Origin of the sequence: Anaerostipes hominis (ex Lee et al. 2021) (genome assembly GCF_002270485.1) — a bacterium.
Lineage (GTDB): Bacteria > Bacillota > Clostridia > Lachnospirales > Lachnospiraceae > Anaerostipes > Anaerostipes hominis.
Genome location: NZ_NQOG01000006.1, coordinates 130,050 through 156,308, shown reverse-complemented (window position 1 = coordinate 156,308; position 26,259 = coordinate 130,050). Strand labels below are relative to the sequence as shown.

Below are 26,259 nucleotides of genomic sequence, written 5' to 3'. Positions count from 1 at the left end.
AAGCATTACGGAGAAAATTGTAATGAAAGTGTTTCACATGACGCCAGAAGCCGTCATCACTAAAACCGCCTTCGGAGATAAGGCAGTGGATATGAGGGTTCCATTTGAGATCCCTGCCGAAGGTATGTAAAACCATAATGAAACCAGGGGTAAAGTTTTTTGATTTGTTTATCTGATGAAACATACGGGAAACAACCCTGTTAACGGAATGGAAAAGGCAGTTAAGCAGAGAACGGTCCCTGAGGAAGAAGTTACGAAGATTTTCATCAATGGTAAAAACACAATGACGGTGAGAGACATTTACTAGTTTAAAAGCCATAGTGGTAGTGCGTTCCATGGAGTATTTATTACCACAAGTAGGGCAAAAACGGCTATGGAAGCGGAAAGGAACAAATTTAAAATTTCCGCAATGAGTGCAGGCGTACATGGAGCCGCCGAAAGAAGGATCCCCACAGCCTAACATCTTATCGATATTTTCCATCTCAGTATCTCTGGGATGAAGAGTATATATAATTTCTTCATAATAGTCGGTAAAGATTGTCTGTAAGATATTCATAAGACTATAGAAGATTATCTTTCGGGATTACTAATTCATATATTTCCATGTATGGACTTAACACCAATCTCTGCTGTTGTTCGATCATAAAAACACCGCCTATATTTGATATATGCATTATAGCAAACACAGGCGGTATTATCTACTTTTTCAGTGCCCTCGATTGAGGGGCAGGGGAGTTGAATAGGCAAAGCCTATTTTTTATGGATATATACTAAAAAATCAATAATATATTGTATAAATTACCCAAAATCGAAAAGTATGTTGAATGATTGAAAAAGATATGTTAAATTATAAATAAGATATAACATTTCAACAAACAAAGCACCCAAGGAGGATTTTATGGGAGGAAACAAGTTTATTGACAAGTTTTCCAACGTGGCGATGCGTGTTGGGGGACAGATTCATCTGAAAGCATTAAGAGATACTTTTGCAACGCTTATGCCGCTATATATCTTAGCAGGTGTTGCAGTATTAATTAACAATGTGTTATTTCCATTTTTGTTAAAAGGTGATGCATTGGTAAATGCACAGTATTGGGGAACTGTAATTACAAACGGTACACTGAATATTTCAGGATTGTTAGTAGCACCAATCGTGGCATTTATGTTATCATCAAGTAAACGATTTGAAAATCCGCTGGCAGCAGCGATAATCGCATTGGCAAGTTTGGTTGTTATGATGCCAAACGTTATGGAAGTAACACCATTAAATGCAGATAAAGCAGTTGCAGCAACGGGAATTCTCGGATTCAGCAATATTGGAACAACAGGGTTATTTGCAGGAATCATCATTGGATTGATTACAACTGAATTATTCATATCAATTTCACACATTGATAAACTGCAGATTAAGCTTGGTGATAATATTCCACCGGCAGTATCAAAATCTTTCAATGTATTAATTCCTGTAATTATTGTTTTATCATTCTGGGGAATCATTTCAACCGTTTTATATGTCGTATTTGACACGAACTTGGTAGCACTGATTTCTATGTTCATCCAGGAACCATTAAGAAAAGTGAATACAAGCCTTGCAGGTGTCATTATTCTTTATAGCCTTGGAAATTTATTATTTACACTCGGAATTCATCAGACGGTTATTTACGGAACTTTACTTGAACCGCTTTTAATTGCAAATATCAACGAAAATATGCTTGCATTTGCAAATCATCAGGCAGTTCCACATATCATGAATGTAGCATTTGTTCCAACATTTGGAATGATCGGTGGTTCAGGAAGTACAATCGTATTAATCCTTGTAACATTTTTATTCAGTAGAAACAAAGCATCTAAGAGTATTGCAAAATTAGGACTTGCACCTGGAATCTTTAACATTAATGAGCCGGTTATCTTCGGATACCCAATCGTTTACAACCTGGCATTGATGATTCCATTCGTACTGCTTCCGGCAATCGGGTTAATCATAGGATATGTTGCAACATCCATCGGATTTATCGATCCTTGCGTTGTGTACATCCCTTGGACAACTCCACCATTGATCAATGCTTATCTTGCAACAGCAGGTGACTGGAAAGCCGTACTTGTACAGTTGATTGTTATCGCAATCGGTGTATTATTATACCTTCCATTTGTTAAAATCAATGATAGTATCATGGAAAAACAGATGGATGAAGGAACAGAAAATTAATATTGTATTATAGGAGAAATTTAACATGAAAAATATTTTATTAGTGTGTAACGCAGGAATGTCAACTAGTATGTTAGTACAGAAGATGAGTGCAGCTGCAAAAGAGATGGGTATTGAAGCAAACATTAATGCAAAATCTGTAACGGAAGCAATCAATGAAATCGATCATGTAGACGTTCTGTTATTAGGACCTCAGGTTGGTTACCAGAAAGCAGAAATGGAAAAACTTGCAGCGGGGAAAATTCCGGTAGAAGTTATCAATATGAGAGATTATGGAACAATGAACGGACAGAAAGTACTTCAGTTTGCATTAGATTTAATAGGGGAATAGAAAGATGGAAGGTATTGAATTAATTTGTTTTGAAATCATTTCAAACGTAGGAGCAGCAAAATCATGCTACATTAATGCGATTCAGAAAGCAAAAGAAGGTGCCTATGAAGAAGCACAAAATTGCATCAAAGAAGGTGACACTTATTATTCAGAAGGTCATAAAGCCCATGTAGAAATGATTCAGAAGGAAGCAAGCGGACAGCCAACAGAAGTTTGTTTGTTGTTAGTGCATGCAGAAGACCAGATGATGTCTGCTGAGACATTTAAAGTACTTGCAGGAGAATTTATCGACATCTGTAAAATGATCAATAAATAAAAATTACATGAAAAAAAACATATCTTTTGATTTAAGGTATGTTTTTTTCTTAGAATATTGAAAAGGAGAAATTGATGTCAAAAGTAGGAATTGATTTAGGTGGAACAAATATCAAGGCAGGAATTGTGAATGAAGAGAATGAAATCATTGCAAAAGGTCAGAAGAAGACCTTTGCACAACGTTCTGCAGAAGAAATTATGAAAGATATGGAAAAACTGGTAGAAGAGTTGCTTGAAGAACATCATATTTCCAAAGAGCAGGTAGAAAAAGTTGGGATTGGCTGTCCGGGAACCATTGATTCGAAAACCGGGACTGTCATCTATTCCAATAATATCGTATGGGAAAATATTGAACTTGGAGCAATAATGGAAAATAGTCTGCAGCTTCCGGTAAAAGTATATAATGATGCGGATTGTGCAGCTCTTGGGGAAACAGTTGCCGGAGCAGCAAAGGATTGTAACAATATGATTTTATTGACTCTTGGAACCGGAGTAGGAGGCGGAATCATTTTGGATGGAAAAGTGTTTGACGGATATTATGCCGGTGGGGCAGAACTTGGACATACCACATTGATTGCAGGAGGAGAACCTTGTACTTGTGGTAGAAAAGGCTGTTTGGAAGCGTATGCGTCTGCAACGGCAATCATACGAATTGCAAAGAAGAAAATGGAACAAGAAAAAGAATCTCTGCTTCATGAATACAATGAAATTGATGGAGTTGCAATTTTTGAGGCAGCGAAAAATAATGATCGGGCAGCCAATGAGGCAATTGATGAATATGTAATGTATTTGGCAGAGGGAATTGTAAATTTTGTAAATATCTTTCGCCCGGAAAAGGTGCTTCTCGGCGGCGGCATAAGTCATGCAGGAGATCGTTTGATTCAGCCGGTCAATGAATATGTGAAAAAATATTGTTTTGGAGGCAACAGGACATATATTCCGGAAGTTATGCAGATGAAGCTGGGGAATGATGCAGGAATCATTGGTGCTGCTAACTTGTAACTAAAAGATTACAAAAAGATTACAAAAATACTTTATATAATGCTGTAAATATGATAATATTCAATATGACGTAACAAAAATGTAACAAATAAAAACGAAGGAATAAGAGTGAAAAATAAATTAAAGAGTGTGTGAAACTTTTTCTGTAAAATAGAACTCATAAGGTTTTTCTATGATAAAATAAAAATCATAGGAGGGCCTTTTATTATGGCAAGAGAAAAGAAACCCGTACACAGAGTACAAATGACGGAAGGGAAACGCAGCATAATCCATCAGCTCCTGGAGGAATACGATATCCAAACTGCTGAAGACATTCAAGATGCCCTAAAAGCTCTCCTTGGCGGAACCATCACTGTGTCCAGGCCAGATACAGCATTTTCAGAAGGCTGTCATCCGTCGGAAAGACCGTCTTGGATTTTGTCACTTTCCGAAGCTGCCGGTTGAAGCCTTCAATGGCATTGGTTGTTATATCAGCCGTCTGACTGCTTCCGGGTATTTGAAATAAGTCAAAAGCGCTGCCCAGTTATCGTGCCAGGATTTATAGATTTTAGGGTATTTAGCGTCCCATTTGTCCTTGAACAGCTCCAGTTCGTTTTAGGCAATTTCTTCGGTTGGTGCAGCATATACACCTTTCAGATCTGCTATCAGTTTCTTGATATCCTTGTATGATACAAATTTTGTGGAATTCCGAATCTCATGAATAATATACTGTTGTATCTCTGTCTTTGATTAAACAGCTTCTATCGCCTGCGGAAAGCCGGTAAGTCCATCAACGCCCCGGTTCTTAAGACTAATCCTAAAAGATAACCAAAGTTTTGCACTTTCATTTTCACCTACATGAATATCACCATAGCTGGTATGCTCGGTCTTTTGTGAATGTCCGTTATGGCTGTTGTCAGTATCCTTATTCCGGTGATCATATTTTGAATAACCGAATTCTTTGTTAAGTTCCTTATCCAGTGCACCTTCCAGAAGCACTGACATCATGTCACGCATGACGGAGTTAACATCCGTGCCGGTTTCGATGCTGATATCATTTAATTTCATATAATCATGCATCATTTCCCTCATTGCTGCTTTTTGTGGGCTGTCATTCTCCCCTGCCATAAACAAAACCTCCAAACTGACTAATCTTATCTTACATCAGTTTGGAGGTTTACAAAAACTATGTGATACTCCCGTTTGTTGATTATAAAAGCAATTATAGTGGCGTTAATGAGTGAAATCGTTCTTCATAAACTTTGATCAAATCATCTCTAAAGTCAGGATGTGCAATCTCAATCAATGCTTTTGCTCTTGCTCGAAGTGTTTTTCCCTTCAAGTGAGCGATACCATATTCTGTGACTACGTAGTCAACATCATTTCTTGAAGTTGTCACAGCAGCTCCTTCATCTAGTAGCGGAACAATCTTTGAGATTGTTCCTTTTCTTGCAGTAGAAGGCATAGCAAGGATCGATATGCCGTGTTTTGCCATAGAAGCACCTCGAACGAAGTCTACTTGTCCACCAACTCCACTGATCTGAGTCAATCCAACGGATTCTGAACAAGCCTGTCCCATTAAATCAACTTGAACGCTAGAATTGATACAGATAATATGGTCATTTTTTGCAACGATTACTGGGTCATTGGTAAAGTCCGCAGGGTACATAGCAACATTTTCATTGTGATCTACAAAATCATAAAGACGTTTTGTTCCCATAAGAAAGTTTGCTACCATTTTTCCAGGAAGTAGTTCTTTTTTTGCGTTTGTAATAACTCCGGCTTCTGCTAATTCAACCACACCATCTGAAAACATCTCAGAGTGAATTCCAAGATCCTTTTTGTCTTTTAGGCAAAGAAGTACCGCATCTGGGATTGCTCCGATTCCTAATTGAAGTGTGTCTCCATCCTGGATCAAAGATGCACAGTTAGCTCCGATGGCTTTTTCCACATCAGATAGCACTGCTGGCTTTAATTCTGGAAGAGGTGTTGAATGTTCTACAAAGTAGTCGATTTCAGAAACGTCCATTAAACTGTCACCATAAGTAAAAGGCATTTGGTCGTTTACTTGAGCTATAACGATTTTAGCATTTTGGGCAGCGCCTTTTGTATAGTCTATAGAAACGCCAAGACTGACTCTTCCGTTTTCATCTGGAGGTGTGACAGAAATCAGTGCCACATCTACTGGAAGTTCTTCTTCAAACAATCTTGGGATTTCATGGAAGAAACAAGGAGTATAATCTCCACGTCCCTCAGCAACTGTCTTTTTGGTATTTGCACCAATAAACAGAGCATTGTGACGGAAATGTTTTTCCATTCCTTCCTGTGCATATTCACTTTTTCCAAGTGAAACCATATGGCAGATCTCTACGTTGTGAAACCATTCTTTATTTTCCGCCATTACGGTAAGAAGATAAGAAGGTTCCCCTGCAGCGTGTCCCGTTACGACACGTCCGCCATCAGGAATATTTTTTAAAGCAACTTCAGCTGAAGTTGATCTTTCTTCATAAATCTTTTTCCAGTCCATCGTTTCCTCCTAAAGAATCTTATTCTTCGATTTTTGCAATTGTCTTAGCAAGTTTTTTCTTCATAGGAAGGTTACCTTGACGAGCAATCATGATTCTTTGTGCCTGAGGTGATCCGGCTCCGTGCATAGACTCTGTACGATATCCAACAGCAGCACTTCCAAGGGTTAAGTTTTCAATCAAACGTAAGATACGTAGACGATTTTCAGTAGAAACATCCTCCACGCCACGAAGGTATTTGTCTATGTATCCTCCTAATTTAGGATTTTTTAAGTCCTTTTCAGATGGTGCAGTTACCATTAATCCACCAGCAATATCTTCTGCAAGACGAGCGATTTCATAAGGGAAACGAGTGACATTTTGCTTGCATACATTTGCCAATAGTAAGTCGATCATGTAGTTTCCTGATTTTGTCTTTGTACCTTCTGCTGAACAGGCAATACCACAGCAGTATAAAGTTTCATTTAAGTGAGTCATTTCGATTAATTTGTCTTTGACATGAGAGGCTCTTTGAGCTCCGTTGTATTCTGCAGCAACAGCAGTAGCACCAATCAAGACGTCACCAACACCTACTTTACATCCACCGTAAGATTGTCTGTGGTATCCGGCAAAACGTTCTACTAATACTCCAGCAAATTCATATTCTCCATTTAAGAAGATTCTATCATTTGGTACGAATACGTTATCAAATACGACCAAAGCTTCCATTCCACCAAATTGAGAGTTACCAACGTCGATTTGGCTTCCTTCTAGTTTTCTTGTGTCACAAGATTGACGTCCAACGATCATGAAGATTCCTTCAGAGTCAGTTGGTACTGCAAATGAAACTGCATAATCTTTGTCATCTTCCCCCATGGCGATGGTAGGCATTACGATCACTTCGTGGGAGTTGATGATACCAGTTTGATGAGCTTTTGCTCCGCGAACAACGATTCCATCTGGACGTCTTTCGACTACATGAAGATACAGATCTGGATCAGCTTGTGCATGAGGTGCTAAAGAACGATCTCCCTTTGGATCTGTCATGGCTCCATCGACTGTTAAATCCTTTTCTTGTACATACTTTAAGAAGCTTAAGAAGTTTTCGTGGTAGTTCGTTCCGTGAGCTTCATCTGTTTCAAACGTCGTACTATAAACTGCGTTAAATGCATCCATTCCTACACATCTTTGGAAACAAGCAGCTGTCTTTTGTCCGCATAAACGTTGCATCTTAACTTTCTTTACTAAGTCGGCAGTGCTTTCATGAATGTGAGTAAAACGGTTTACGATTTCTCCTGTATATGGAGATTTTGTTGTCATTAACTCTTCGTATTCTGGATTTCCTGCTAAGTCATAAGTTGCTTTGACTGAATTTAATGATGGACGTAAGATTGGGTCATCGACTGGGTTTTCGATTTTCTCTCCAAACATATAAACTTGAAGATTTAACTTCCTCATACTTTCCACATATTCATTTCCTGTCATTAAAGCCATAATTGTATCCTTCCTTTCTTGAATCATGAATAGTTCAAATGTTCCAAGTACATATAGCGTACTGAAATTATGATTGACTAAAAAGCAAAAGCCGTGCCAACTTAAAAAATGTTAAGATTCTGAAAAATGAATGCAATAAATGCAGAAATGCAACAAATCTACGATTCAAAAATGCAACAAGAAAATATTTGTTGCAAAAATGCAACAAGAAAGAAGGATAGAATTTAAAAGGTATCTGAATCCACACGAAATGAGGATGGCATAAGTTTTGCTATAATAAATAAAATGAAAAGAATTATAGTAGGAGGAAACAGAAATGTTACATGAAATAGAAAAGGTATTAGAAGAGGACGTAAGACCACAATTATTATCTCATGAAGGAAATGTAGAAGTTGTAGATGTTACAGATGGAGTCTTAAAAGTCAGATTGCTAGGACAATGTTCTGGATGTCCATCTGCTACACTAACGACAGAAGAATTAATTGCAGAAGCAATGAAAAGTCGGATTCCAGAGATCAAGGATGTTGTCTTAGTCAATCAGGTGAGTCAAGATTTGATCGATATGGCAAAGAAGATCCTAAGTCACGGAAGATAAGGAGCTTATTATGGAAATTGGGGTCAAGTTTTGTGGTGGCTGTAATCCAAGATATGATCGTGGACGAGAATTAACTGCACTCAAAGGAAAGTTTCCAGATGTGACTTGGGTTTGTGGAAGTTCAGATCAAGTATGTGATTATTGGTTGGTCATTTGCGGGTGTTCAAGAAGATGTATAGCCACGCAAGAATTGTTAGTGCGAAAGAAAATCTTATTACTAGAAAGTCCTATAGATTTTCAAAAGGCAGTGAAACAGATTAAAAAGGATCAAAGATCCAGAGGAAAGCAGGAACGAAAGGCTCTTACCGTTGGAGATGAAGCAGCCATGGAAAAGAAAGTGACCAAAGAGGTGGTAGAAGCATTTGCAAGTTTAACAGGTGACTATAATAAGATGCATATGGATACAGAATTTGCGTCTAGACAGTGGTTTCAAAAACCAGTTGCTCATGGGATGTTTTCATCAAGTCTTCTTTCGTCTGTTATGGGAATGAAGCTTCCTGGAGATGGAACGATCTTGATGGAGGAATCTAGCCAATTTCAAAAACCAGTGTACCTTGGAGATAACATTACAGCAAAGATCACATTTCATTCCTATCAGGAGGAACGTGTATTTTATATTGGAACATTCCATGGAGTATGCACCAATCAAAATGGTGAGATTATCACCGAAATGAAAGCAAAACAAATGATGATGAAACATTTATTTCAGGTAAAAGAAAAAGGAGAATGAAAATGACAAACTTAGAAAAATACAACAAAGTATTTCAAGTAATTTTAAAAAAAGAAGGAGAAGAATTAAAGGAACTTCGTTATCGAGGAGTTCCGGAATGGGACTCCATGGGACATATGAATTTGGTAGGAGAACTGGAGGAGAAGTTTGATATTATGCTAGATACACCAGATATGTTAGCCTTTAGTTCTTACGAAAAAGGAAAAGAAATTTTAAAAAAGTATGGGGTTGAAATTGAGAAAGAGGATGCCTAGACTATTTGTCTTAGAAGATCGTTTGACACAGAGTAATTGTTATCTGATGGAAGATAATGGAAGTGTTCTGATCATTGATCCAAATGACCATGAACGAATCCTAAAAATCATAAGAGAACATCAATGGAACATAGATTATATTTTATTGACTCATGAACATTGTGACCATATACAAGGATTAAATGGGGTGCGTAGAGGATACCCGGAAGCATTGGTCATCGCAACCGCTGTATGTAGTGAGAATCTTGGAAACCGGATCAAAAATATGAGTGGTATGATGGGTACTTATTTACACTTCAAGTATGGAGGTGACAAAAAGTATGTTTATTCATCGATTTTATGTAATCCTGCAAATCTTACGTTTGATCAAGAATATGAGTTTCATTGGAAAGGGCATATGATTCAAATGGAACTTGTACCAGGACATACCATGGGAAGCTGTTGTATAAGAATGGATGAAACGATTTTATTTTCAGGAGATTATTTGATTATGGGGGAAGAAGACATAACCAGATTGGCAGGAGGAAATGAAGAGGCATATGAAACTTATGCAAAGCCTTGGATCGAGGCGTTAGAAGATGGAATTCATATTTATCCCGGACACGGAACAGATTATATCTTAAAAAAAGAAAAGAGGTGAAAATGTGGAATATGAAGAGCTATTAAAACAGGAACCATTTGGTGTTTCACAAAAAGAAAAAGAGGTGTGGTTTTATAACTATTTTACAGAATTGACTGCATACCATAAAGAACATTGTCCAGCCTATGCAAAGTTGTTAAGCGCCCTTCAGGTTCCAGAGGCATTTTCATCGATGAGTCAAATCCCTATGATGCCAGTATCTGCATTTAAGGATATGAAACTTCGAAGTGTGGAGGAAGAGGATGTTTTTAAGGTAATTACATCTTCAGGAACAACAGGTAAGAAGGTGTCGGAAATCTATTTAGATGAGGAAACAGCAGCGAACCAACAAAAAACGTTAGTCCGAATTATGGAAGAAGTGATTGGAAAGAGGCGAATTCCAATGCTGATCGCAGACTCTCCAGAGGTGCTGCAAGATCGGAATATGTTTTCTGCAAGAGGAGCTGGAATCTTAGGATTTTCCATTGTATCTTCCAGACACCAGTATGCCTTTAACAAGGATATGAATCTAGATGTCAAAGGAATCGAAGCATTTTTAGAAAAATATAAGAATGGTCCCATTTTAGTCTTTGGCTTTACCTATATGATCTGGAAGTATTTTTATGGTGCGTTAAAAGAAAGTGAAAAAAAACTTTCGATTCCCAATGGGATCATGATCCATGGAGGCGGTTGGAAGAAGTTGCAGGCACAAGCGGTATCAATGGAGGATTTTAAAAAAGGTATTCAGGAAGTCAGTGAGATCAAACAGGTATATGACTATTATGGAATGGCAGAGCAGACGGGATGTATTTACTTAGAATGTGAATATGGTCATCTCCATGCAAGCACATATTCAGATATTTTGATTCGAAACATGCAGGATTTTTCGGTTTGTGAAATTGGAACGGAAGGAACGATCCAGGTACTGTCACCGATGGCTAGATCATATCCAGGGCATTCGATCTTAACAGAAGATCAGGGAATCTTACTTGGAATCGATGATTGTCCCTGTGGGAAAAAGGGAAAATATTTTAAAGTGACTGGAAGAATGCAGCACGCAGAGGTCAGGGGGTGCAGCGATACATATGAAGGATGAAACAATCATTAGATTAGCAGGAGGCTGGAAAGGATCTGAAATCGTTGGGAGAACCCTTTTAGAAGAAAGTGTGTTATGCTTTTTGGAGGATTTATCCAGGGAAATTCGCAGCAATCCCATGACAAGAAATCGAGAAGACTGCGCGGCTTTTGCATTCTGGTGTCGAAGAAAACATTTAGAGTCATGGAAAGAAGCACTGAATGATAGAGAAAGCAGACTTGGATGGGGAATGATATTTCACATTGCACCGTCAAATATACCAACGCTGTTTGCGTATAGCATGGTGTTTGGTATGTTGGCTGGAAATGGAAATGTCATTCGGATTTCGAGTCGAGTCATGGAAGATAGTCTTCCATTGTGCCAGATGATCGAGCAGGTAATGCAGCAGAAAAGGTATCAGGATATTTATGAAAATACGTTACTGTTTACTTGTGAACGAGGAGATGGCTGTATTGAAACCTATACAAATCTTTGTGATGGAAGGATTATTTGGGGTGGAGATAAAGCCATTGAAGAACTTCGCAAGATTCCAGTGAGGCCTGGTGTGACAGAACTTGAATTTGCAGACCGATATTCCATTGCAGTTATTGACACAGAATGGATGAAACAACGATCAGAAGAAGAGCTTCAGCAGCTTTCTTATCAGTTTTATAATGATACCTTTGCTATGGATCAAAATGCATGCTCTAGTCCAAGGTTGATCGTTTGGAAAGGGGAAGACAGAAAGTGTTTTGAAACGTGGTGGGAGCAATGTATGGAAACCGCAAAACGATATGAATTAAGTCCATGGAAAGTTAGTCGTAAATATGAAGAAGTCTGTCTAAACATCATGGAAACCGATCAAATAGAGAAGGTTCGTTTTTATGATAATCGAATCTATGTGGCAGATTTGCAAGAATGTCCTAGAAATCCAGAACAGTATGATGGGAGATTTGGTTGCTTTTATCAATGTATCATTCAAAATCTAGAGGAATTGATGCCAAGCTTAAATCGAAAGATTCAAACTATAGAGTATGCTGGTGTTTCGCCAAAGGAATTGCAAGATAGGATTGTAGAATTTGGAGCTAAAGGTGGAGACCGTATCGTTCCATTGGGACAAGCACTTTCTTTAGACTATATGTGGGATGGAATAAATTTGATAGAGCATCTGTCACGCGTGATTTGTACAGTAGAAAGAAGGGGAGACTAAATGTATTTTTTTGAAGAACAAGTATTAGATAAGGATCGGATCTATTTAAGATCAGAGAAGGAAGGATCAGTGACATATGGAGAGTTGGATTGCTTTTGCAAGGAGATGGGAACACATATGGAGAAAAGAACGCTGGTGTTTCTTCTATGTCAAAATACCGCAGGTTCTGTTCTTGGATACATAGCATGTCTTCGAAATCGAGTGGTCCCTCTTTTGTTAGATTGCAAAATGGATTATAATATGTTAAAAGATTTAATCTGCCATTATGAACCAGACTATGTGTTTGCACCAAAAGGACATCAGGGGTATTCTCCAGATGAAAGGACACAATTGGTATATGAGGCATATGGATATAACCTGTACGATATTTCAAAGGAAACGGAGACGAAGTTAAATGAGGATTTAGCTCTTTTACTGACGACGTCAGGAAGTACTGGAAGTCCCAAATTAGTCCGTCAAAGCTATGAAAATATTCAGTCCAATGCAGAATCCATCGTGGAATACTTAGAGTTAAATGAAAAAGAGCGTCCAATCTCGACACTTCCTATGAATTACACTTATGGCTTGTCGATTATAAATAGTCATACTCTTTGTGGGGCAACGATCTTATTAACCGAACATACCATGTTTGAACATGAATTTTGGGAGTATTTTAAGGCAGAAGAGGCAACTTCCTTCGGAGGAGTTCCGTTTACTTATGAGATGTTAAAGCGAATTCAATTTTTTCATATGGATTTACCGTCTCTTAGAACAATGACACAGGCTGGAGGAAAACTTTCGAGGGCTTTGCAAAAGGAATTTGCGTTATATGCGATAAAAGCAGGCGTTAAATTCGTGATTATGTATGGTCAGACAGAAGCTACGGCTAGAATGTCCTGGCTTCCGCCAGAATGTGTTCTGGAAAAAGCAGGAAGCATTGGAATATCGATTCCAGGTGGAGCATTCTCTATTGTGGATGGTGAACTTGTTTATGAAGGGAAAAATGTAACTTTAGGTTATGCAAAGTGTAAGGAGGATCTGGCAAAAAAAGATGAGCGTCATGGCGTTCTATACACAGGGGATCTGGCAAGAAAAGATGAGGATGGATTTTACTATATAACCGGGCGGAAAAAACGATTTTTAAAGATCCTTGGCAGCAGGGTCAATCTTGATGAAATTGAGCAGATTTTAAAAGGAAGATATAAGGATGTTTGTTTTGCTTGTACTGGTGTGGATGATCGATTAGATATCTTCGTAGAAAAAGGAGCTGGTCTTTGTTCAGAAGAAATCGTTGACTTTATTAGTAAAAAAATAAAGATGAATGATGGAGTGCTTCAAGTGAGGCAGATCGACAGTATCCCGTTGAATCATTCTGGAAAGATACATTATAGAGAATTGGAGGAAATGTAGATGGCATATGGGTTGGAACTCCAACAGGGGTTATCACAACAACTGAATCAATTTCAATTACAATCATTGAATATATTGTCGTTGGATAATTATGAGTTGGATGAATTTTTGCAAAATGAATTTGCAGAAAACCCATTGCTAGAGTATAAACCACAAAGTGAAAGTCCACAGATGTTAAGTGGAAATGCAGGCGGCTACCGAGAGACTGAGAGACCAGAGATCAAAGACGAATCTCCCAGAGACAAAAAAACATTTTTTATGGAGCAATTGCATCTTGTACAATTTACAAGAAAGGAACTGGATATTATGACATATCTGATAGACTGTCTTGAAGATTCAGGGTTATTGCATGTTTCTTTAGAAGAAATCAGTGATAATCTTGGTGTCCCTTTAGAAGAGATCAAAGCGTGTCATGATGCATTGATCAATCTAGAGCCAGCTGGTGTTTTTGCAAGAAACCTAGAAGAATGTTTGATGCTGCAGTTGGAACGAAAAGGATTGTTAGATGATGATCTTGAGAAAATTATCCTAGAACATTTAAGCGATGTGGCGACGGGGCATATTGCTTCGATCACAAGAACTTTGGGTCTTTCAACGGTGCAGGCAAGAAAGTATATTCAACAGATCCAGCAACTCAATCCAAGACCTTTTAGTGGATATTCATATGAAAAGGCAGAGTACATTGTTCCTGATATCATCATCCAGAGAAATGGAGATGAGTGGAAGATTGAACTTAACGATAACTGGATAGGAAATTATTCTTTGAATGACTATTATCTAAAGATGATGAAGGAAATCGAAGATCCGGAATTGAAAGAATATTTTCAGAAAAAGTATGAGAGAAGCCGCTTTATCATCGCAAGTATCGAACAGAGAAGACAGACTATTACAAAGATTGTATGGGCTGTTTTTAAGAAGCAAAAAGAGTACTTTACTAAGGGCGGAAAGCTAAAACCCATGTGTATGCAGGATGTTGCAGATGAGACACAGATGCATGTCTCTACTGTCAGCCGTGCTTCCAAAGGGAAATATATTCAATCCCCATTTGGAACCGTCTCGATCAAGGACTTATTTGCATCTTCCTATTCGTTCGGGAATCAGTGGAATACAGCAGATGATATCAAGGAGGCAATTTGGAAGTTGATCCAGTCGGAAGATCCCAAAAAGCCATATAGTGATCTTAAGATATCTCAGTTGTTGTTGGAAAAAGAGATGAAGATCTCGAGAAGAACGGTGGCGAAGTATCGAAAAGAGATGGGGATCTTGGGGACGTATTCGAGGAAAGATAGTGAAAGTTTCGGATGGTAGAGCTTTTTAGCTCATCGATTAAGACTTGGGACCATAAAAGGAAAAATCGTCAAGGTCATGAATTGATTATAACCTTGGCGATTCTACCTTATCTTGAATTTGAAAATGAAGATTATCTAGTCTGTTTCTTCGATTGCGTCTGGTGAATTTTCTTCAAGAACAGGGTTCTTGAAGTTTCCATTGACTAAGATGTAAACAATGATACCAATGCAAAGTCCCCAGCTAGCACCCTTGATGGCAAGGATAGCAGCCATAACTCCTGCGATACCACGTTCCATATCAGTGCCGATCATACTAAGGCCAATCTTACAACATACATAACCTTGAACAATTAATGTAAGTGACAATGCAGCCGGGAGGATTGGCTGTACAAAAGATGCAACAGGAACCAATGCGACACAGATAAATGTCATCCAACGGAAGGTACCGACTCCACTGTAGATGGAATCCATAGATTCACGGCCTTCTTTGTAGCGTTCAGAAATGGCTGCGGTAACAGCTGCCCACAATGGGCCGCTTAATACAACATAAGGACAGAAGAATCCTTCCACTAAGTTACGTAATGCACTGATGACATTTGAACGGTTTGAATTGAAGTCAATCTTCTCATCGGTACGAATTTCATCTGCCTCACGAATCAACTGTTCACTCGAAACGAAATCACCGAATGCAATGATGTAAACAGCAATTGCTGTTGGAATCACAGAGATAAAGGTTTGGATGGAAGGGAATCCAATTCCAAATGGACTCAAAGTTTGGAAAATCGTTCCGATATCCGGAATTTTGATGATAGATCCAAGCACAAAGTTTGGTGCTGGTAATTCTCCAGATAAAGGTCCAATGATAACAGCGATGATGATCGCTGGTAACATCCCAAAGTTTCCAATTGTGTGCCAAAACTTACTTTTTTCCTTCGTTCGTCGGAATAGCAAGGAAAAGAGCAAGAAATAAGCAATCAAAGAGCCAATACCAACAGTGATAGGGTATAATCCAAATCTTCCTCCTGTTTGGAATTCACCCATTATCGCAGAAAATCCAGCACCCAATAAGATACCAGCTTTAATCGCATTTGGAATCAATCCAATGATCTTTCCTGCCATTCCACTCAGACCCATACTTAAGAATATAAGTCCAACTACAATTTGAAGTGCAATCAATGTTTTGATTCGCTCAGGCCCTTGTTGAGATTGGGTCAAAAATGCAGTAATCAAGGGAAGTGCCGGTGTAATCCAACCTGGAACCACCGGGTCACCAAGCAGAGTGTGTAGATTGTATAAAAAACCGTTAAGAATAACCATGCTCCATGCGATTTCATATGGAACGCCTAAGACTTGCTCCAGGATTGGGATCGCCCCAAGACAGGTTGCACACATTAAAATAGCTTGAAGACATTCAGAAAGTTCCCAACGATAGTGAATGAATGGAAGTCTGATCTTAAAAATACCAGCGGGTATGTATGGCTGTTCCATACCCTCTTTACGTTTTAATGCCATATTATATTCCTCCTCTTCGTATAATAAAATTTATTTGCTAATGATATAAGAAGCAAAAAAGGTGCCAACCTTAGAACCTTGGTTTTGTGTTAAAAATAAAACAAAATACGAATCATTTTTGAAACGTGTTGCAAAAATGGATCAATACGTAGATAATAGGGTTGAAAAAATTAGACAGAAGAGAAAAATAGGAAGGAGATGCTATAATGAAAAAAATTAATTTATTTCGGACAAAAGAAGAAACTTTGGAACGCTTAGAAGCGATCATTGAACATTCTTTTGATGGAATTTATATTACAGATGGACATGCGAATACCGTGATGATTAATCGTGCCTACGGACAGATTTCTGGATTAAAAAAGGAAGAGGTTATGGGTCGCAATATGAAGGATCTTGAGAAAGAAGGGCTCATATCGATCTCAGGTTCCTTAAGGGCTATTCGAGAGAATCGAGTGGTAACGTTGCCACAGGAATTTAAGACTGGGAAAAAAGCAATTATTACAAGCTCCCCAATCTATGATGAACATGGAAATATTGTTATGGTAGTGACCAATGTACGTGATTTGACGGAAATACACTATTTAAAAGAACAGGTAGAAGAACAGCAGCAGCAAGAGGAGCGTTTGCGTCGAAATCTGGAGCATATGCAGGATAGACTTTTGAAAAAGGATATCATCGCACAAGATGAGAATACATTGAATGCCATTTTTAAGGCGGATAAAGTAGCACCACTTGATGTGACCGTGATGCTGCAAGGAGAAACCGGAGTTGGAAAAGAAGTATTTGCGACCTATATCTTTCAAAATAGTTCCAGAAAAGATGAGAACTTTATCAAAGTTAATTGCGGAGCCATTCCAGAAAATTTATTAGAAAGTGAATTGTTTGGATATGAAAAAGGTGCATTTACAGGTGCCAACCGAATGGGAAAGATTGGATTATTTGAATTGGCAGATAAAGGAACTATTTTCTTAGATGAGATTGGAGAACTTCCTTTGGCGATGCAGGTGAAGCTGCTTCGTGCCATTCAAGAACAAGAGATTACAAGAATTGGTGGAAGTAAGCCGATAAAGATCAATGTAAGAATCATTGCTGCAACGAACAGAAATCTTGAAGAGATGATGCGGCAAGAAACATTCCGAGCGGATCTATATTATCGATTGATGGTATTTCCAATTTATATTCCTCCGCTTAGGGAACGAAAAAATGATATTATGGCACTGGCAGAATCTTTTTTGGATAAATTAAATAAAAAGTATAACTTTCAAAAAAAGTTTTCAGATAGCAGTAAATATATTTTAAATGAGTATGCTTGGCCTGGGAATATTCGAGAATTAAAGAATATCGTTGAGCGAGCCATTATAATTAGTAATGGAGATGAAATCGAGCCGGATGCCATTCCGATCGTAAGCCAAAGAGAAGCTGCACAGCCGGAAGGAAAGATGTTAAAGCCAGTGAATAATCTTGCTCAAACTTTGCTTGAAATTGAAGCCGAATATATGAATCAAGCTTATGAAAAGTGCGGAAATGTAAGAGACGCAGCTAAGAGTTTAGGGATGAATCCATCAACCTTTGTACGAAAACGAAAAAAATATGAAGCATATTTAAAAGAAGGAGAAGGCCAAGGATGGACACAACAAAATTAGTGATGTTAGGCACAGGAAATGCCATGTAACCACGCGAAGCTATATATTGCCTGTGGACTTTCCGGCGCTAGCAGAACCCAAAATGAACCCTTATGACCTTTATGTATAGACCAGCACATGCAATCTGGAATAGAGATGATGATGGAAATATTCACTGATGATTCAGCAAAAATATCCAGCAGGGGCCTCCTGCTGGATAAATTTTTTTATTGTTTAACTTTCTGCATAACAGGCCGCGGTGATCTTACAGCTCATTAATCGTCTCCGTAACAGATATATTCCGAATCCTTTTTGCCGGCCCATAAACTGCGGCAGCGGCTGAAAACGAAACGAGCAGAAGTATAAGGATCAGAGATTTGACAGGCAGGCTCCAGACAGCATAACCGAAATGTGAAGTGATGAGCATATCGTACATTGTTTTGCTGAGAAGCAGGCCGAACGCACATCCGGCAATACAGCCGGATAAAGCATAAGTAAACGATTCGGCAGCGATCATTTTCGTCAGCTGTCGTTCATCCATGCCAACTGCCCGCATTGCTCCGTATTGTTTGATTCTTGCAGAGACACTCATAGAAATGCTGTTTACAATATTCAATACTGTCACTAAAGTAATGATTGCCAAAAATGCGTAGATGCACAGCACGAACGCAGTATAAGTGCCGGAAGTGCTCTGGCTGCGCTGATCACTGAATTTATATTTGCTGCCTGCTATATTGCGGATGGCTTTGATATTGTCATCGGTTGCGTCTTTTGTGGTCTGTATCATTACAAGAGAATAATCTGAAACACCGGTTAGCCGCTGAAAGGTTTTTCCGGAAGTAATTAGCGTTATTTTTTTATTTGTACTGCCTCCACTGTTGAACGGATCATATTTTAACAAGCCTGCGATCTCTAATTTTGATGCCCCTACCTGTATTTTATCACCGATTTTTAAAGGACTTTTTTTATCCCAGGTTGCCAAAACATAATGGCTGTCTCCGTATACTTTTGAAATATCGCTGCCCTTTTTTAATACATCATCTTTTGTAAGGCAGTCTAAATCAAAGTTATCATAAGAAATTATATCAGTTTTGTCTGAAAGTTTTGTTTCCCTGTCTAATTCTGCGGGAATATCAAAAATGCTTCTGCGTCCATAAACGTGCTTTACTCCTTCCATACCGCTGATTCTGTCAAGCAATTTTTCGTCTATTGAATTAGAACTGCTGCTTGAAATCTGGAGATCAGGGGTGCTGGATAACTGAGGCATAAGACAGCCGACAAAATCAATAAGAACCGAAAAACTTAAAAAGAGAATGATGCTGAGGGCAAAGGACCCTGTCATGAGTATAAGATTTTTCTTGGCTGATACTGCGTGATGGATGCCCAAGGCAGTTTCGATTTTAAAAAAACGTGTATTTACTGCACGGTGTATGTTTTTTGTACTTTCAGAATTTCCGGAAACAGCAGTAACAGGGGATACCTTCGCTGCCCGTTTCGCAGGGGATCTTGCAGCAAGAAGTACTGTGACGATTCCTACAATAATCCCGCTGATAATTCCAATGATGCTGATACCAAACAGAGGGATATCAGAAAATTCCTCTCCGACAATAAAACGCAGAGCGGCACACAAACCCCAAGTAGACACGGTTCCAAGTATAAGTCCTGCCGGAACTGCAGTTTTACACCAGTTCAGTGCTTCCAGCCGGACAAAACGGATGATCTGACGTTTGCTCATTCCGATGCAGCGCATCATTCCGAAAAATTTTGTTCTTTGAGCTACGTTGCTGTTGATGCTGCTTGAGATCATCAGCACTCCGGCTATCAGAATCAGGACAAATAATACTGCAGCTGCCAGATAGATCGTTTGTCCCATGGCACTGCCGCTTAAATCTTGAAGTGACAGTCCGCCATGTTTCTTCATCAGTCTTGTCTGTTCCATCCTGACACCCATGTCTGCCATGCTGAAAACAGCTGTTACTAAAAATACGGCAAAGATGATGCAGAGCAGCGTCATGCGGTTTTGCCGTCTGTGTACTTTTGCGGAAATTGGGATCAGGCTAAGATAGCTTTTCATTCGCGGCACCTCCCAAAATCGGTCAGGACACCGTCAGATACCTGCAATATCCGGTCTGCAGACTGTGCGATGCTGCGGCTGTGGGTAATCATAACAATGGTCTGTTCATATACTTTTGCGGCTTCTTTTAGCAGAGCAATGACTTCACTGCTGTTTTGTGAGTCCAAATTACCTGTTGGTTCATCTGCAAGGATAAGAGAAGGACGAGTAATCAGAGCACGGCCTATCGCCACGCGCTGCTGCTGGCCGCCGGATAATTGGCTGGGCAAGTGGTGGCGGCGTTCTTTCAGATTGAGGACAGTAAGAATTTCTTCCAGATAATTTTGATCGGGTTTCTGGTAATCAAGCAATACAGGGAATATGATGTTTTGTTCAACACTCAATTCCGGAATTAAATTAAAACTTTGGAAAATAAATCCGATATTTCTGCGGCGAAAAATTGTCAGGCTGCGTTCTTTCATTGCAAAAATATCTTTACCGTCAATCAATACTTTCCCGGAGGTTGGTGTGTCAAGTGCTCCTATCATATTCAAAAGTGTACTTTTTCCGGAGCCGGACTCGCCGACGACTGCGACAAATTCGCCTTTCGGAACGGAAAAAGCAGCGTTTTTTAGTGCGTGTACGGCAGCTTCGCCACTGCCGTAAGTTTTAGAAATTGATTTAACTTCCAATAAGTCCATTGGATAAACACTCCTTTCTGTTAAGAAATGACGTTTGTCAAGTAGAATTTATCATATTCTTTGATTTTCGTCTTTATTAATAAAAATCAAGGATATTTCTTTTTTTAATCTTTTTTCCTATAGATAGAATATCACTCCAATACTACCGGAAGATGACACACAGCCTACAATTTTGTAGGAATTAAGAAATTGATCGTAAAGGTTGTTCCAACCCCTAATTCACTGCCAGCCTCGATGGTTCCACTGTGTGCCTCAACAATCGCTTTCGCAAGCGGAAGGCCCAGCCCGATGCCCTGTGTATCTTTAGAAAAGCGGCTGCGGTAAAATCTTTTAAAAATGTGGTGCAGATCTTCCGGGTGGATACCGCTGCCATTATCTTTTATGGAAATTTGAACAACCGACGGGAACTGTTTCCATTCTATACAGATCCTATCGCCTTTTTTTGTATGGTCAAAAGCATTCTTAACAAGATTGCCGATGCCCTCAATCAGCCAGTTACGGTCGCATAATAATGAAATGCTGTCATCCCCGGACAGATGTATTTCTTTTTCCTCCTGCCGGGCGCGGTACAGGTAGTGATCTTTTATATTGTTCATCATCTCAGACACATTTTCCATGTTTTTATCTACTACAATCGTTCCTGCGTCAAGTTTTGTGATTTTCAGAAGATTTTGTACAAGGATTTCGATTCTGTCCAGCTCCCGTTCCGAAAGATCTGCAAACTCTTTGATCGCAGGCATGTCTTTTGTTTCTTCCTGAAGGATGCCGTTATAGATATTGAGGGCAGCGAGAGGGGTTTTTAACTGATGAGAAATATCAGAAATAGTGTCTTTTAAGAACCTTTTTTCTTTTCCGGCATTTTCAGCATGGGCATTTAAAATAGACACTAAAGAATTTACTTCATGGAAGAGCCTGTATAATTCTCCCTCGTCGTTACATTCGATGCGTGCATTCTGGTTTCCGGAAATATATGCTCTGATCTGTGTGACGGCATCCTCCATTATTTTATTTTGTTCCCTGAAGTACAAATAGGCGGTTACTAATAATGAGATACTCATACACAAAGAAGCAGCCAATATATAAGATGCCGCATTTCCGGTTTTCAAACCTATAAAAGCAGTGGAGAGAAGAGTATATACTGTGATAAACAGCAATTCCCAACAAAAAAATAATTTAATCTTTCTATTTATTAATATTTTCATACTGCACCTCAATCCATTGTGTTCCATTTGTACCCCATACGCCGGACGGTCACTATTTTTTGGGGCTCTCTGGGGTTATCTTCGATTTTTGTGCGGAGTCTGCGAATATACACAGTTAGAGTGCTGCTTTCTATAAACTTGTCATCATAATCCCAGAGTTTGCTCAGAATCTGTTCCGGTGAGAGAACAATATTCGGATTTTCCATAAAGAGACAGAGCAATTTATATTCGCCTGCGGTTAAATCAATCTGTGTTCCGTTTTTATAGACTTCCATTTTCAGAAGCTGTACTCTTATTCCGTTTGAGATTAATTCAGTATTTGCCTGAGTAAAATTACTGCTTCTGCGGAGCAGGGCATTGATCCTTGACAAAAATACTGCAAGCTTGAATGGCTTTGTAATATAATCATCGCCTCCTAAATCAAGGCCCATGATAATATCCGTTTCCTCATCGGCCGCAGTCAAAAACATAATGGGCACTTTGGATGATTCACGTATTTTTTTACACAGTTCGTAGCCGGAACCATCGGGGAGTGAAACGTCCAGAATAACTAAATCAAATGTACCGTTTGCCCATAAAATTTGTGCTTCATTGCTTGTGCGGGCAACCTCTATTTCATATCCCTGTTTTTTCATGGCATAGGATAAACCGCTGATTAAACTTAAATCGTCTTCAACAAAGAATATACGTTTCATTTTTTACACTGTCCTTTCCGACACCTTCTCTCAGAATCTATACGATACATTATATAAGTTTGACCGAATAAAAACAATAAAGGATGAAAGCAGTAATATAAAATCAGTTTTTGAAACTTGCCCGCATTGTCCTCAACCGCCAGTACCGATTGTGGATCTGAGACAGCAGGTCGACGTGACGGAGGGCGGATATGACACCACACTTCAGCCATCAAAAACAGACGGAGGAAAAATGATCATACCGGTTCTGTTGGAGAATAGAGGATTAAAAGAAAGCTATGAGTTATGGCAGGTGGGATTTTATGCGGAAGATCCGGACGAGGGGGAGTTTTATTCTGTCTTGCACAGGCGGCACAGGCTAAAAATATTCCCGCGGAGACGAAAAGCCCGGGCTTTTCTGTTACATGGGATTTTTGTTTTGATATTTCTAATACTGCACCATTTGATGTAGTGATGAACTTTGTTGGATTAGTAAACATTGAGGCATAATTTGTTTTTATAATACTATTTGAACAACCCGACAAATTATGAATATAATACAGTAAAACAGTAGTTGGAAACTTTTATGGATAACAATACTCGTGGGAGATTGATTCAACAAGGAAATCTGATGCGGATCAACAACGCTTTCGTGGAAGAGACTTCTTGTGTTAATAATTCAGTTGGAAGTATTTTGATATCTTATTCTGTCCCGGAAAGAAATCGGTCTGATTCGATTCATTATATACGTTTAAATTTAAATAGGAATACGGTGATCTTAAATTCTTTTGGACAGAGCATGTGTATATGCTGTATTCAGAGGGGAATGTGGGTGAATGTCATATTTTCATCACGCATGACAAGAAGCATACCGCCTCAGTCCAATGCGGTCTCTGTGATTGTACAAAGGACCTCTTTGCCGCCGCGGCCGCCATTGCCGCCTCAGCGCCCTTCCTCGGTGACAACAGGAAGGATTGTTTTAATTGATTTTGACAATAATTATATCGTTACGGAAAATCCAAGGAATATCAACAGTCAAAACAGATTTTTGATCACAAATTCAACTACATTTACTAACCAATTCGGTTTGCCGATCAGACTGCGTGATCTGCAGCCCGGAAATATGGTGAAAGTGACTCATGCAAATTTTCAGACGCCTTCTGTGATACCTCAGACGACTGCATTCCATATACAACGGATATAATTTGAGAAATCGATGAATTTAAGGAGAAGGTTTTATGAAATAGGCGGCATTATTTGTTTTATTGGATCAATATGCTGACTGGGAGTCTGCCTATCTGTCCTCTGCTCTCTATATACTGGGAGACAGCAGGTATGAGGTTAAAACAGTATCCCTGATAAAAGACAAGGTTTCATCTATCGGAGGTTTTCATGTTCTGCCTGATTATGATATTTGTTCCGTCCGGGATGAATATGAGGCTTTGATCCTGATCGGCGGGATGGCGTGGAGAGATGAAAATGCAGGCCCTCTTTTTATTTTTTAAGAAAGATCTTGTCACGCTGATGTGTGAAAGCTTTTCCTGAAAAATAAAAAACTCTCCGCGGGCTGTGCACAGATGCGTAATGAAAAACAGCAGAAATTTTATTATAAAATTTCTGCTGTTTCCGAACTTAAAGGAATAAAGAAAATGAGTTGGTGGATGTTATCATCTTAGCATCCTGATTTGTTTGCGAAAGATTCACAGTCAGTGCATTCTTTTGTTGTTGGATTAGGCTCATGAGTTCCGATTTTGATTGTCTCTAAAGTACAGTAGTCAACGTCGCCTGCATGGTAGGCACAGTTATTTATTGTACACTCGATACAATCGTTTTTTTCATTTGATTTCATAACAAAGCTCCTTTCAATTTATGATACAACCTTAGTATCTCCTTAATCTAAAAAAGGATACATAACATGTTGACACTAAATAAAATGTTCGTTATCCTTATACGTGGCAAGCAAAAACAGGCCATAAAAGGTAAATGCAGCTTAAAGACAGGAGAAAAATATGGCAAAAATGAAACAAAAATATTTATATATAATGGGTGCAGCGGCGGTGGTCGTCATTGCAGCACTCACAGCAGTACATATTTATTATAAAGACCGGTGGTATCCAGGAAGCAGAATCGACGGCCTCAAAGTATCCGGAATGACCTATGAAGAGTCGCTGGATGAGCTCAAACAGACTGCAGACCGTTACAGACTTACTGTAAAAGGCAGGGAAAAAGGAACCTTAACGATCACAGGCAGGGATATTGACTTAAAGGTAAAGTCTCTGGAGTCGGTGGAAAAACTGTATCAAAAGCAGCATAAACAGAGTGTCATTTTTTCTTTTATGAAGAAGGAACAGAGAAATTTAAAGGACACGATTGATTTTTCAGAGAAGAAGCTCTCGGCTCTTGTAAAAAAATCGGTTTTGGTGACCGGGGATGACGGCTATAAGCTGATGAAGCCCGAAGATGCAGCGATCGAATACTCCAAAGAGAAAAAGTATGGTGTGCTGAAAAAAGAATTAGAAGGAAATATTTTGGATCAGAAGGCCTTTCTGGGACAGTTATCGGAGGCCATAAAGGGGCTGAAACCTTCTATGGACCTGATGGACCAAAAGACATATCCCGGTGTGTATCAAGAACCCGGACTCAGAATCGATGACGCCGAACTTACCAGGATGCAGGAGAAATATAATCAGTATTTGCTGCACTGGATCCAATGGGACATGGGAGACAATACAAAAGAGACGATGACACCTGAGGTTTTGAAAGACTGTATCAAGGTCAACACGAAAAAACATACGGTGAAGCTTAACAAAACTGCCGTGGAAGACTGGGTGGAAAAATTCTGTCTTAAGTATAAAACGGTAGGTATTGCCAGAAAATTTACGACTCATTCAGGCAAGAAAATAAAAGTAGAAGGCGGAGATTACGGATGGAGGATCGATTACGACAAGGAGATCGCCAGAGTCCTGAAATTGCTGAAGAAAGTGCCGTCAAAGGAATTGATTGAGGCTTACCAAAAAGATCCGTCGGATAAAAATCAGGAAGCTATGACTGCAAAATTAAAACCTGTTTATTTTAATAAGGCCTATCGGAAAGATTATCAAAATCCCCAGAATGACTGGGATCATAAAAATTACAGTGAGGTGGATCTGTCCGCCCAGGAAGTATTTGTATATAAAAACGGCAAGAGAGTATTTTCTGCAAACTGTATTACGGGGAAACCGACTCCTGACCGCATAACAAGGACCGGAACTTACTACGTGAAGGAAAAACGGCTGACCAAAACTCTGGTTGGTGCAGATTACAGTGTAGACACGAAGTATTGGGTCAGAATCATGTGGACCGGAACCGGATACCACTGGAGCAAGAGGAGCGACTGGGGTCTCTGGTCTCCGAGCAGATATAAAGTGACCGGTTCCCACGGGTGTGTAAACCTTCAGCTCTCAGACGCCGCGGCCATATATAAACTTGTGGAGAGCGGAGATCCGGTGTTTATCCACTATTAA

At 39.2% G+C, this 26,259-nt stretch carries 26 protein-coding genes and 3 pseudogenes; 18 read left to right on the top strand and 11 right to left on the bottom strand.

Annotated features, from left to right (window positions below; translation table 11 throughout):
- Nucleotides 1-556: IS91 family transposase (locus CI597_RS19415; RefSeq protein ID WP_143266069.1), on the bottom strand; the 556-nt coding region annotated here is incomplete at its 3' end.
- A gap of 342 nt (nt 557-898) precedes the next feature.
- Between CI597_RS19415 and CI597_RS08230 the strand changes: the two genes are divergently transcribed.
- From CI597_RS08230 to CI597_RS19735, 5 genes and pseudogenes are all read left to right on the top strand, one after another.
- On the top strand, nt 899-2,206 hold the full coding sequence (locus CI597_RS08230) for a PTS sugar transporter subunit IIC (RefSeq protein WP_024727468.1): 1,308 nt from the start codon (nt 899-901) through the stop codon (nt 2,204-2,206).
- A gap of 25 nt (nt 2,207-2,231) precedes the next feature.
- On the top strand, nt 2,232-2,537 hold the full coding sequence (locus CI597_RS08225; RefSeq protein WP_024727469.1) for a PTS sugar transporter subunit IIB: 306 nt from the start codon (nt 2,232-2,234) through the stop codon (nt 2,535-2,537).
- A gap of 4 nt (nt 2,538-2,541) precedes the next feature.
- A complete protein-coding gene (locus CI597_RS08220) occupies nt 2,542-2,853 on the top strand; it encodes a PTS lactose/cellobiose transporter subunit IIA (RefSeq protein WP_024727470.1) in 312 nt (103 codons plus the stop codon).
- A gap of 74 nt (nt 2,854-2,927) precedes the next feature.
- Nucleotides 2,928-3,854, top strand: coding sequence for an ROK family protein (locus tag CI597_RS08215; RefSeq protein WP_034549341.1), 927 nt, complete (start codon nt 2,928-2,930; stop codon nt 3,852-3,854).
- Between the two features lie 207 nt (nt 3,855-4,061).
- A pseudogene (locus CI597_RS19735) lies at nt 4,062-4,205 on the top strand (IS256 family transposase); the annotation flags it as partial.
- Here CI597_RS19735 and CI597_RS19730 read toward each other — a convergent pair.
- The 4 genes and pseudogenes from CI597_RS19730 to CI597_RS08195 form a co-directional block, all read right to left on the bottom strand.
- A pseudogene (locus CI597_RS19730) lies at nt 4,204-4,400 on the bottom strand (transposase). The pseudogenes CI597_RS19735 and CI597_RS19730 overlap by 2 nt on opposite strands.
- Nucleotides 4,401-4,583: 183 nt before the next feature.
- Nucleotides 4,584-4,961, bottom strand: a complete 378-nt coding sequence (locus CI597_RS19725) for a transposase (RefSeq protein WP_024727472.1) — start codon at nt 4,959-4,961, stop codon at nt 4,584-4,586.
- Between the two features lie 94 nt (nt 4,962-5,055).
- Entirely contained in the window at nt 5,056-6,360 is a 1,305-nt protein-coding gene (locus CI597_RS08200) for an acetyl-CoA hydrolase/transferase family protein (RefSeq protein WP_024727473.1), read from the bottom strand.
- Between the two features lie 19 nt (nt 6,361-6,379).
- Nucleotides 6,380-7,831 (bottom strand): 4-hydroxyphenylacetate 3-hydroxylase family protein, encoded by a 1,452-nt coding sequence (locus tag CI597_RS08195; RefSeq protein ID WP_024727474.1) that lies wholly within the window; start codon nt 7,829-7,831, stop codon nt 6,380-6,382.
- A 316-nt stretch (nt 7,832-8,147) separates the two neighbouring features.
- On the opposite strand from CI597_RS08195, the gene CI597_RS08190 reads away from it, so the two are divergent.
- The 8 genes from CI597_RS08190 to rpoN are packed head-to-tail and all read left to right on the top strand — an operon-like array spanning nt 8,148 to nt 15,011.
- Nucleotides 8,148-8,426: a NifU family protein gene (locus CI597_RS08190; RefSeq protein WP_024727475.1), complete on the top strand. Its 279-nt coding sequence runs from the start codon at nt 8,148-8,150 to the stop codon at nt 8,424-8,426.
- Between the two features lie 10 nt (nt 8,427-8,436).
- Entirely contained in the window at nt 8,437-9,156 is a 720-nt protein-coding gene (locus CI597_RS08185) for a MaoC family dehydratase (RefSeq protein ID WP_024727476.1), read from the top strand.
- Nucleotides 9,157-9,158: 2 nt separating this feature from the next.
- The gene (locus tag CI597_RS08180) at nt 9,159-9,410 is read left to right on the top strand and encodes a hypothetical protein (protein WP_024727477.1); all 252 of its coding nucleotides are present in this window, start codon (nt 9,159-9,161) and stop codon (nt 9,408-9,410) included.
- Nucleotides 9,403-10,050: an MBL fold metallo-hydrolase gene (locus tag CI597_RS08175; RefSeq protein ID WP_051405201.1), complete on the top strand. Its 648-nt coding sequence runs from the start codon at nt 9,403-9,405 to the stop codon at nt 10,048-10,050. The genes CI597_RS08180 and CI597_RS08175 overlap by 8 nt, the downstream gene beginning before the upstream one ends.
- Nucleotides 10,051-10,054: 4 nt before the next feature.
- Nucleotides 10,055-11,125 carry an acyl-protein synthetase gene (locus CI597_RS08170; RefSeq protein WP_024727478.1) on the top strand — a complete coding sequence of 357 codons (1,071 nt, stop codon included), beginning with the start codon at nt 10,055-10,057 and terminating at the stop codon, nt 11,123-11,125.
- Entirely contained in the window at nt 11,115-12,314 is a 1,200-nt protein-coding gene (locus CI597_RS08165) for an acyl-CoA reductase (protein WP_024727479.1), read from the top strand. Before CI597_RS08170 ends, CI597_RS08165 begins: the two co-directional genes overlap by 11 nt.
- On the top strand, nt 12,315-13,703 hold the full coding sequence (locus CI597_RS08160; protein ID WP_024727480.1) for an AMP-binding protein: 1,389 nt from the start codon (nt 12,315-12,317) through the stop codon (nt 13,701-13,703). It abuts the gene before it with no gap.
- Nucleotides 13,704-15,011 carry an RNA polymerase factor sigma-54 gene (gene rpoN, locus CI597_RS08155; RefSeq protein ID WP_024727481.1) on the top strand — a complete coding sequence of 436 codons (1,308 nt, stop codon included), beginning with the start codon at nt 13,704-13,706 and terminating at the stop codon, nt 15,009-15,011.
- A gap of 116 nt (nt 15,012-15,127) precedes the next feature.
- On the opposite strand, the gene CI597_RS08150 is transcribed toward rpoN, so the two are convergent.
- Nucleotides 15,128-16,504 (bottom strand): hypothetical protein, encoded by a 1,377-nt coding sequence (locus CI597_RS08150; protein ID WP_024727482.1) that lies wholly within the window; start codon nt 16,502-16,504, stop codon nt 15,128-15,130.
- A gap of 206 nt (nt 16,505-16,710) precedes the next feature.
- Here CI597_RS08150 and CI597_RS08145 point away from each other — a divergent pair, with 206 nt between their 5' ends.
- Nucleotides 16,711-18,147 (top strand): sigma-54 interaction domain-containing protein, encoded by a 1,437-nt coding sequence (locus CI597_RS08145; protein ID WP_024727483.1) that lies wholly within the window; start codon nt 16,711-16,713, stop codon nt 18,145-18,147.
- Between the two features lie 244 nt (nt 18,148-18,391).
- Here CI597_RS08145 and CI597_RS08140 read toward each other — a convergent pair whose 3' ends face one another.
- The 4 genes from CI597_RS08140 to CI597_RS08125 form a co-directional block, all read right to left on the bottom strand.
- Nucleotides 18,392-20,200, bottom strand: coding sequence for an ABC transporter permease (locus tag CI597_RS08140; protein ID WP_024727484.1), 1,809 nt, complete (start codon nt 20,198-20,200; stop codon nt 18,392-18,394).
- Nucleotides 20,197-20,880 carry an ABC transporter ATP-binding protein gene (locus CI597_RS08135; RefSeq protein WP_024727485.1) on the bottom strand — a complete coding sequence of 228 codons (684 nt, stop codon included), beginning with the start codon at nt 20,878-20,880 and terminating at the stop codon, nt 20,197-20,199. The genes CI597_RS08140 and CI597_RS08135 overlap by 4 nt, the downstream gene beginning before the upstream one ends.
- A 164-nt stretch (nt 20,881-21,044) precedes the next feature.
- Nucleotides 21,045-22,082, bottom strand: coding sequence for a sensor histidine kinase (locus tag CI597_RS08130; protein WP_024727486.1), 1,038 nt, complete (start codon nt 22,080-22,082; stop codon nt 21,045-21,047).
- A gap of 8 nt (nt 22,083-22,090) precedes the next feature.
- Nucleotides 22,091-22,777, bottom strand: coding sequence for a response regulator transcription factor (locus CI597_RS08125; protein WP_024727487.1), 687 nt, complete (start codon nt 22,775-22,777; stop codon nt 22,091-22,093).
- Nucleotides 22,778-23,062: 285 nt separating this feature from the next.
- Between CI597_RS08125 and CI597_RS18465 the strand changes: the two genes are divergently transcribed.
- The 3 genes and pseudogenes from CI597_RS18465 to CI597_RS08110 all read left to right on the top strand — a co-directional run.
- Nucleotides 23,063-23,266: a hypothetical protein gene (locus CI597_RS18465; protein ID WP_162147658.1), complete on the top strand. Its 204-nt coding sequence runs from the start codon at nt 23,063-23,065 to the stop codon at nt 23,264-23,266.
- 76 nt (nt 23,267-23,342) lie between these two features.
- On the top strand, nt 23,343-23,960 hold the full coding sequence (locus CI597_RS19405; protein WP_024727489.1) for a hypothetical protein: 618 nt from the start codon (nt 23,343-23,345) through the stop codon (nt 23,958-23,960).
- Between the two features lie 58 nt (nt 23,961-24,018).
- Nucleotides 24,019-24,261, top strand: a pseudogene (locus CI597_RS08110) (DJ-1/PfpI family protein); the annotation flags it as partial.
- 167 nt (nt 24,262-24,428) lie between these two features.
- Here the strand turns inward: CI597_RS08110 and CI597_RS08105 are convergent.
- On the bottom strand, nt 24,429-24,605 hold the full coding sequence (locus CI597_RS08105) for a DUF1540 domain-containing protein (RefSeq protein ID WP_081723827.1): 177 nt from the start codon (nt 24,603-24,605) through the stop codon (nt 24,429-24,431).
- A 160-nt stretch (nt 24,606-24,765) separates the two neighbouring features.
- Between CI597_RS08105 and CI597_RS08100 the strand changes: the two genes are divergently transcribed.
- Entirely contained in the window at nt 24,766-26,259 is a 1,494-nt protein-coding gene (locus CI597_RS08100) for a L,D-transpeptidase (protein ID WP_024727490.1), read from the top strand.

Excerpts from the sequence above, each read along its gene's own strand:
- CI597_RS08230 (WP_024727468.1), top strand. The coding sequence starts at position 899 with ATGGGAGGAAACAAGTTTATTGACAAGTTTTCCAACGTGGCGATGCGT.
- CI597_RS08225 (WP_024727469.1), top strand. The coding sequence starts at position 2,232 with ATGAAAAATATTTTATTAGTGTGTAACGCAGGAATGTCAACTAGTATG.
- CI597_RS08220 (WP_024727470.1), top strand. The coding sequence starts at position 2,542 with ATGGAAGGTATTGAATTAATTTGTTTTGAAATCATTTCAAACGTAGGA.
- CI597_RS08215 (WP_034549341.1), top strand. The coding sequence starts at position 2,928 with ATGTCAAAAGTAGGAATTGATTTAGGTGGAACAAATATCAAGGCAGGA.
- CI597_RS19725 (WP_024727472.1), bottom strand. The coding sequence starts at position 4,961 with ATGGCAGGGGAGAATGACAGCCCACAAAAAGCAGCAATGAGGGAAATG.
- CI597_RS08200 (WP_024727473.1), bottom strand. The coding sequence starts at position 6,360 with ATGGACTGGAAAAAGATTTATGAAGAAAGATCAACTTCAGCTGAAGTT.
- CI597_RS08195 (WP_024727474.1), bottom strand. The coding sequence starts at position 7,831 with ATGGCTTTAATGACAGGAAATGAATATGTGGAAAGTATGAGGAAGTTA.
- CI597_RS08190 (WP_024727475.1), top strand. The coding sequence starts at position 8,148 with ATGTTACATGAAATAGAAAAGGTATTAGAAGAGGACGTAAGACCACAA.
- CI597_RS08185 (WP_024727476.1), top strand. The coding sequence starts at position 8,437 with ATGGAAATTGGGGTCAAGTTTTGTGGTGGCTGTAATCCAAGATATGAT.
- CI597_RS08180 (WP_024727477.1), top strand. The coding sequence starts at position 9,159 with ATGACAAACTTAGAAAAATACAACAAAGTATTTCAAGTAATTTTAAAA.
- CI597_RS08175 (WP_051405201.1), top strand. The coding sequence starts at position 9,403 with ATGCCTAGACTATTTGTCTTAGAAGATCGTTTGACACAGAGTAATTGT.
- CI597_RS08165 (WP_024727479.1), top strand. The coding sequence starts at position 11,115 with ATGAAGGATGAAACAATCATTAGATTAGCAGGAGGCTGGAAAGGATCT.
- CI597_RS08160 (WP_024727480.1), top strand. The coding sequence starts at position 12,315 with ATGTATTTTTTTGAAGAACAAGTATTAGATAAGGATCGGATCTATTTA.
- rpoN (WP_024727481.1), top strand. The coding sequence starts at position 13,704 with ATGGCATATGGGTTGGAACTCCAACAGGGGTTATCACAACAACTGAAT.
- CI597_RS08150 (WP_024727482.1), bottom strand. The coding sequence starts at position 16,504 with ATGGCATTAAAACGTAAAGAGGGTATGGAACAGCCATACATACCCGCT.
- CI597_RS08145 (WP_024727483.1), top strand. The coding sequence starts at position 16,711 with ATGAAAAAAATTAATTTATTTCGGACAAAAGAAGAAACTTTGGAACGC.
- CI597_RS08140 (WP_024727484.1), bottom strand. The coding sequence starts at position 20,200 with ATGAAAAGCTATCTTAGCCTGATCCCAATTTCCGCAAAAGTACACAGA.
- CI597_RS08135 (WP_024727485.1), bottom strand. The coding sequence starts at position 20,880 with ATGGACTTATTGGAAGTTAAATCAATTTCTAAAACTTACGGCAGTGGC.
- CI597_RS08130 (WP_024727486.1), bottom strand. The coding sequence starts at position 22,082 with ATGAAAATATTAATAAATAGAAAGATTAAATTATTTTTTTGTTGGGAA.
- CI597_RS08125 (WP_024727487.1), bottom strand. The coding sequence starts at position 22,777 with ATGAAACGTATATTCTTTGTTGAAGACGATTTAAGTTTAATCAGCGGT.
- CI597_RS18465 (WP_162147658.1), top strand. The coding sequence starts at position 23,063 with ATGGCAGGTGGGATTTTATGCGGAAGATCCGGACGAGGGGGAGTTTTA.
- CI597_RS19405 (WP_024727489.1), top strand. The coding sequence starts at position 23,343 with ATGGATAACAATACTCGTGGGAGATTGATTCAACAAGGAAATCTGATG.
- CI597_RS08105 (WP_081723827.1), bottom strand. The coding sequence starts at position 24,605 with ATGAAATCAAATGAAAAAAACGATTGTATCGAGTGTACAATAAATAAC.
- CI597_RS08100 (WP_024727490.1), top strand. The coding sequence starts at position 24,766 with ATGGCAAAAATGAAACAAAAATATTTATATATAATGGGTGCAGCGGCG.